6 protein-coding genes are annotated in these 6,798 nt (G+C 39.4%); 1 reads left to right on the top strand and 5 read right to left on the bottom strand.

Translation table 11 applies throughout. The features are described from left to right. Positions 1–275 precede the first annotated feature (275 nt). Positions 276–1,769: a peptide MFS transporter gene (locus V7138_RS02220; RefSeq protein ID WP_335393850.1), complete on the bottom strand. Its 1,494-nt coding sequence runs from the start codon at positions 1,767–1,769 to the stop codon at positions 276–278. A gap of 207 nt (positions 1,770–1,976) precedes the next feature. After that, positions 1,977–2,342 (bottom strand): DoxX family protein, encoded by a 366-nt coding sequence (locus V7138_RS02215; protein ID WP_335393848.1) that lies wholly within the window; start codon positions 2,340–2,342, stop codon positions 1,977–1,979. Between the two features lie 160 nt (positions 2,343–2,502). Between V7138_RS02215 and V7138_RS02210 the strand changes: the two genes are divergently transcribed. Then, complete coding sequence (locus V7138_RS02210; RefSeq protein ID WP_335393846.1) at positions 2,503–3,876, top strand: TolB family protein; 1,374 nt, start codon at positions 2,503–2,505, stop codon at positions 3,874–3,876. Positions 3,877–3,911: 35 nt separating this feature from the next. Here the strand turns inward: V7138_RS02210 and V7138_RS02205 are convergent, their stop codons facing one another. Genes V7138_RS02205 through V7138_RS02195 form a run of 3 tightly spaced genes read right to left on the bottom strand, consistent with a single transcriptional unit; the run spans position 3,912 to position 6,712 of the window. After that, complete coding sequence (locus V7138_RS02205) at positions 3,912–4,088, bottom strand: SE1832 family protein (protein WP_335393844.1); 177 nt, start codon at positions 4,086–4,088, stop codon at positions 3,912–3,914. Between the two features lie 40 nt (positions 4,089–4,128). Then, a complete protein-coding gene (locus tag V7138_RS02200; protein ID WP_335393842.1) occupies positions 4,129–5,382 on the bottom strand; it encodes an MFS transporter in 1,254 nt (417 codons plus the stop codon). A 19-nt stretch (positions 5,383–5,401) separates the two neighbouring features. Continuing rightward, the gene (locus V7138_RS02195) at positions 5,402–6,712 is read right to left on the bottom strand and encodes an alkaline phosphatase family protein (RefSeq protein WP_335393840.1); all 1,311 of its coding nucleotides are present in this window, start codon (positions 6,710–6,712) and stop codon (positions 5,402–5,404) included. Positions 6,713–6,798: the final 86 nt, after the last annotated feature.

The raw sequence follows: 6,798 nt of genomic DNA, 5'->3' as shown, positions 1-6,798 counted from the left end.
GACAGGTCGTTCTTGATAAACGAGAGTTGAGTCCAAATGAGATAGTGATTCTGACAGGTCGATCAGGAAAATCGCGAGTCTAGTCAAAATGAGGTGCTAATTTTGACAGGTCAAGCAGGAAAATTATAAAACGAGTCCAAATAAGATGCCGTTTTTGACAGGTCTATCGGTAAAAATCCGAAAGCAAGTCCTTTCAATATCCCTTAATCAAAAACAAAGAGCGTGAGTTACATCTCACGCTCTTTGTTATACTGTATTATCAACAGGGCTAATAATTAGTTAACACCCTTCATGAACTTTTGAATCTTAGGTGACACAAATAATAGGATGATACCTAAAACGATTGATGCCCCGCCAATGATTCCGAAATAAGCCATTTCTGTTTCGGGTGTATAGAACTTAACAAGCTGTGCATTAAGAGCTTGTGCCGCAGCATTTGAAAGCATCCATAAACTCATCATCTGTGCAGTAAATGCAGCAGGTGCTAATTTTGTTGTAGCTGAAAGTCCAACCGGTGAAATGAGTAATTCCCCAAGAACAACGATGAAATAACTTAGTACTAGCCATAAAGGATTTACTAATGAATCCGCTCCGGCAAAATAACCTGGTAAAAGAATCACTAGGAATGAAAGACCAGCAAACAGCAATCCTAAAGAAAATTTCTTAGGAACTGAAGGTTGGCGATTTCCAAGCTTCACCCAGAACCATGCGAATACTGGTGCAAGGATAATAATAAATAATGGATTTAAGGATTGGAACCAAGCTGGTGAAATTTCCATGCCTGCAAAATTTAACTGTGTTCGTGTATCTGCATAGTTGGCAAGAATCGTTGCCCCTTGTTCTTGAATAGACCAGAACATAACGGCAGCTAAGAATAAAGGAATATACGCTAAGATTCTTGAACGTTCCACATCAGTTGTTTTTGAACTACGGTACATTGTCACAAAATATAAAGTAGGAATTAAGAAACCTAGTATACCAATAAGTGCGATAAATGAATCAAATGTTAGGAAACCTGTAGGAATTCCAACAGCAACTAAAATTGCAACAACAATTAAGCCGATAGCAATCTGTGTATAAACTTTTTTCTTTTCAGTTGGTGCTAGTGGGTTCGGTACGATTGTCCCAGCAAGACCAAGATTCTTTTTCTTTGTTAAAACAAACATGATTAATCCAATGAACATACCAACAGCGGCAATCGAGAAACCTAAGTGGAAATTATGCTTCATTCCAACTTCACCAACGATTAATGGTGCAAGGAATCCACCAAGGTTGATACCCATATAGAAAATACTAAATCCAGCGTCACGACGTGAATCAGTTTCACTATAAATCTCACCAACAACACTAGACACATTCGGTTTTAGTAATCCTGTACCAAGTACAATCAGAACCATTGAGATAAAGAATAAAGTGATGGTTCCTGGAATCGCAAGTGCGATATGACCTAACATAATTAAAATTCCACCGTAGAATACGGCTTTTGAAGTACCGAAGATCCGGTCTGCTAACCAACCTCCGATAATACCTGACATATATACAAGTGATCCATAAATGGACATAATCGCCATCGCAGTATGCTGGCTAAGTCCAAGACCACCTTCCGTTACTTCATAATACATGTAGAATAATAGAATGGCTCTCATACCATAATACGAGAATCGTTCCCAGAATTCTGTGAAGAAAAGAGTGAAAAGTCCTTTAGGGTGTCCGAAGAATCCGTTTTGAGGAACACTGTCCACAATTTTCTGTCTATTATAGCCTGACATAACATAACCTCCAAAATAGTATATTGGTATAATAATTTAAATTGTTTCACTATGTCAAATATAAGAAAATTCTGATTCGATTCAATATTTTACAAGGTTTATAATCTTATATAAACTGAAAGGGTCTACAGTAATTGTTTTATTAAAAAAATAAACAGATTGCATCGGCAATCTGTTTATCACTTCCAAGATTGGACATATTTTCAATTATTTTTGGTGTGAATTATATAGAATGTATAATAATGCCAGCATGACGATATCAAGTCTTGCTGCAAAAGCGAATTGTAAGAATCCTGTATGTAGAATAGGAATTTTAACTAAAAGGATAGCTGCAATGATAATGACGAGTAGTGGAATCGTTGCTTTTTTTACTTCTTTATTGATGGCAATGAGAATTCCACAAATGATTTCAAGTATGGCGACAATATACATGACCATCACTGGTGCAGGTAATGGCAGATTCATAAAGGTGGCGCTTAGTTCGTTGCTAAGAAGCTTCAACGCGCCTGCTGCAATAAACACATAGGCAACAGAATAATGGATGAGCTTCATGCTAGAAAACGTTTTGTTCAAGATTATTTCCCTCCTTTTTCTAACACTCTATGCCTTGAGGGACAAACTATTCTTACAATTGGTTCAGGAAAAGATAAATACATAAAAAGTAGTAAGCCGAACCGAATTCAATTGACTGAATAAAATAGGCAAAAGACATCTTTAGAGGGGATGATGTATTTTGTCTTTTTATGATAGGGCACGACCAAATGGCGTGATAGCCTATACTTCAAGTAGAGGCGGTCAATACGATATTTGGCTTTATTATTTACAAAATGGGGCTACAATGCAGCTAACGAATGGGTTAGCGGATTCTTTTTCAAAGCCTTATTGGTCAGGGGATAATAGTAAAATTGCTTTTGTTGGGAGAAACCAGATTGTGTATGTCATCTATCTTTCTACAGGAAGAATGGCAGCCATAGACCAGATTGGTCCGAATGAGGACCTTACATTGGATTGGTCCCCAAATCATCGGACACTGGCTTATACAACGCGAAATCATATCATGATTTATGATGTTTTGACACACCGGGCCACAAGTGTTTCAGCTACGGGTGCATCAGATGTCCAGTGGTTTCCGAACGGAAGGGAGCTTCTTTTTCAAGGAGTGGATTCTTCAGGTATCCAGCAATTATTCCGTATAGCTACAAATGGTTCAGAAAGAAGGCAAATCACAAATAATTCAGAAGGTCCATTAAATGATGTTTCCCTTTCTCCCGACGGAACATTTGTGCTTTATACGACACCAGGGGCAAGTATTTCATTGATTCGTACAGTCGACTTGTCGTCGGGGGAAGTATACGAAATCAAAGGCGGTGAACAAGCAAAAAATTTCTACCCGACTTGGTCACCCAATTCCCAGTTAATTGCCTTTAGTGCCACAGCTTACAATGAAGGAACTGGCTATTATAATGAAATACGTGTTGTTGGAAAACGCGGTGGCAATGAACGGGTACTTGTGAAGTCTTCATGCTATGCAACACCTGTTACATGGTCGCCCGATAGCCGTTTTATTGGTTATTTGTCGGGCTGCTCAGAACAAGGATTTGCCACTGAAATGTGGATGATTGATTTACAGAATCCGTCACCTGTCATGCTCACGAGAGAACCGCAAATTGGAAATCTGAGCTGGTCATCAGGAAATATTCGTCCAACAAACGGGGTCTATACAAATGAAACGTATAGAGTGAGATTCCGTTATCCGTCGAACTGGCACCAGGTAAATTCGGAGAGATATGAAGGAGCAGATGGATTTTTTCAAATTTCCGCAATCGGTGGTGGAGATGATATTCATGAAGTCTGCAGGGGAGAAGCATACCACCAATTGCTGCCTTATGGATCTTCGCCACGCATTTACCAAACAAGAATAAGCAGTCAAGAGGCATGCCTAATCTATCCATCTGCAGACCAACCTTCTGAAATGAATCGCCAAGCCGCAGCCATCGTCAGATATCCTGTCCCAGTAACAATTGAAGGTTCAACGTATAATTACTTTATTTTATGGGCGGATGAAGACCATCTAAATTCGATCGCAAGAACAATAACATTTCTATGAAAAAAGAGTTGCAACCATTCTGGCTGCAACTCCTTTTACATTTCGCGCAGTTGTTTAGATAATGTGCTGATTTCTTCTTCGAGATCTGCAATTTGACGCTCCAATGGCGAGATATTGCCATTCACAGAATCTAATTTTTCCAGATCATTTTGAAGACGGACATAGTCTAATTTCAGCTCGCGCAGTTTGTATTCCAATTCTTTTTTATCCATTGGTAGTCCTCTTTCAGGTTTTTCTTTATTATATCATTTCTTATTTTGCCTCGCTTGGTTCAGGAACACGCGTTAAAATGATAAAACCGATAATGAATAGGATGACTAAACTGAATACGCCTGTGTTTGATTTACCCGTAATTTGCGCTGTTACGCCAACTAATAACGGCCCCATAATGGCTGCGAATTTTCCAAAGATATTATAAAAACCAAAGAACTCGTTTGCATTTTGTTTCGGTACAAGTTTAGCAAAATAAGAACGGCTTAACGCTTGGATGCCACCTTGAGAAGTTGCAACCAGCATCGCAAGGATCCAGAAATCCAAGGTGGTTTTTAAGAAATACGCATAGACGCAAACAATAATATAAACAAAAATTCCGACATAGAGCATCTTTTTACCCGTGAATTTTTGTGCCAGTCTCCCGTATAGAATCGCAAATGGAGCTGCTACAACCTGTGTCACAAATAATACGATTAATAGATTTGTCGCACTAATTCCAAGGTCTGTTCCATATGCTGTAGACATCGAAATCACCGTACCCACTCCGTCAATATAGAAAAAATAGGCGACTAGGAACAAAAACACAGCACGGTATTTTTTAATTTCCTTAAAGGTTTTTCCAAGTCGCTTGAAACTGTTCACGACTGGATTTGGTTCACGCTCAATGTAGTAACGCTGATGAACATTTTTAAAGATTGGGATTGAGAAAAGCCCCCACCAGACGGCTGTAATGAGAAAGGCAATCTTGCTGGCAACCGTTGCTGAAATCGGTAGAATTTCTTTCTGTGCAAGTAAGATAATCGCGATGGCAAGTAAGAATGGAATCGTACTGCCGATATAGCCGAGCCCATATCCCCGTGCAGAGACACGGTCCATTTTTTCCTCATCTGTTACATCGACGAGGAAGGCATCATAGAAAACATTCGCACCTGTTGAGCCTAGTGCAGCAAACGTATAAACAATCAATAAGAGCAGCCAATTGTCAGCTGGAATAAAGGCTAATAAAGCGGTTGCCGATACCCCTAAAGCAAAGAAGAACGTGAAAAATTTCTTTTTGTAACCCTGATAATCGGCAATGGTTCCTAAAATTGGACCAAGCATGGCTAAAATAAAGGTAAAAATCGCAATGGTGTAGCCAAGATAAGCAGTCGAGTCGGCCGGATCAACACCCGCATTCGTTGCAGCAGCCTTATAAAAAATGGGGAAAACAGCTGTTGTAATAATAATCGAATACGCCGAGTTGGCCCAATCATAATACATCCAGCTTGATTCCTCTTTCGTAAAACTTCTCATCCCAAAACCTCCTTAAAAGTTAGTATATATCTAGTAAATCTTCAACAACACAACCATCCGTTTCCCCTAGATCCAGGCCTAATAGGCGGGCAAATGTTGGGCCTTCGTCAACAAGGTGCATGGCCGGGATTTCAATGTTCGGTCGTATTCCTTTTCCAGATGCAATGAGTACCGTTGTGTAATTCTCTTTTTCTGGTGAATAGCCATGACTCGCGAACGTATAGCGTTTTTCACGAACATCTTCGGCGTTGATTTCATCGATATACTCACCTTCAAGATTCTCCTTGAAGTAGTAACCCAGGCGCGCTTCTAGCATAAATGTGGCGTTGGCGTCTGCACCTTTTTCCTTTGCTTCATTATTAGATAGAATTCGTTCAATTCCGTTCTCCTCATTTTTGCTTAGGTCTGTTAAAAGCGCTCTTACTTGTTCTAGTGTTTTTGTATCATTTTTATCCTTGATATAAATATAGGCTGAGCCATCACAGCTCTTGCAATAAGCCTTCCAATCGATCACTTTACCTTCTGGACCTACGGAAATAAGGCCTTCCCTTTTAAATAGTACATTTGGCTTAATTGCTTTCGATTCATCTAATGCACTGTGGTCGCCTAAAGCGATGATCGTTGTTTCTTCATAGATTCCACTTTCTTTCAGTGCATTCATTATTCTGCCGAGTCGTTCGTCATGGCGACGGAGGGCAGCCATTGCTTCAATAGAGGAAAATCCATGATAATGACGCTGTGAATCTAAATCGACAAAATGAACAAGCATTAGATTCGGCTTTTTTGTCTTTATTGTTTCAACTGTTGACTCAAGTACAAAATCATCTAGTTCGGGCTGATTTAGTCCATTTCGTAGATGTCCAAATTTACGATTCATTTCCAACTGATAGAGTGGACTTCCATTAAATAAGGAAACCAAAATTTGATTTTGCCAAGGTCGATTTGCGAAAATCTCTGGCATATTGTAATCGATATTTGCCTTTGCAGTAACAGGCCATAGTAGAGCTGCTGTCTTCATGTCAGCTTTTTTAGCCTCGTCGTATAAAGTCGTACTTTTCACATGCCTACGATGCCAATACCAATCCGGTGAAAGCCTGCCAGGCTGAAGAAATGTATTATTCACGATTCCGTGATTCCTTGGGTACTTACCGGTGACAATCGTAGCGTGACAAGGATAAGTAACAGATGGATAGATGGTTTCCACATTCCTGCAAAATGACGCTTGTTCGAATAGCTTTTTGAAATTGGGAAGCTTTTCGATGATTGGAAAATCTAGTGATGATAGACAGTCAAATGAAATGACGAGTAAGTGATCTGTAAGTCGAGACATAGGGACGTTCATCCTCCAAAAGTCTTATAATCTACCTTTAATATAACAGAAAATTGGCAATTAAAATATGAATTTCATGTAAAGGG

This window comes from Bacillus sp. JJ1533, assembly GCF_036965045.1.
Lineage (GTDB): Bacteria > Bacillota > Bacilli > Bacillales > Bacillaceae_L > Ferdinandcohnia.
The sequence above is the reverse complement of the archived record's forward strand: the minus strand, read 5'-3'. Positions and strand labels throughout refer to the sequence as shown.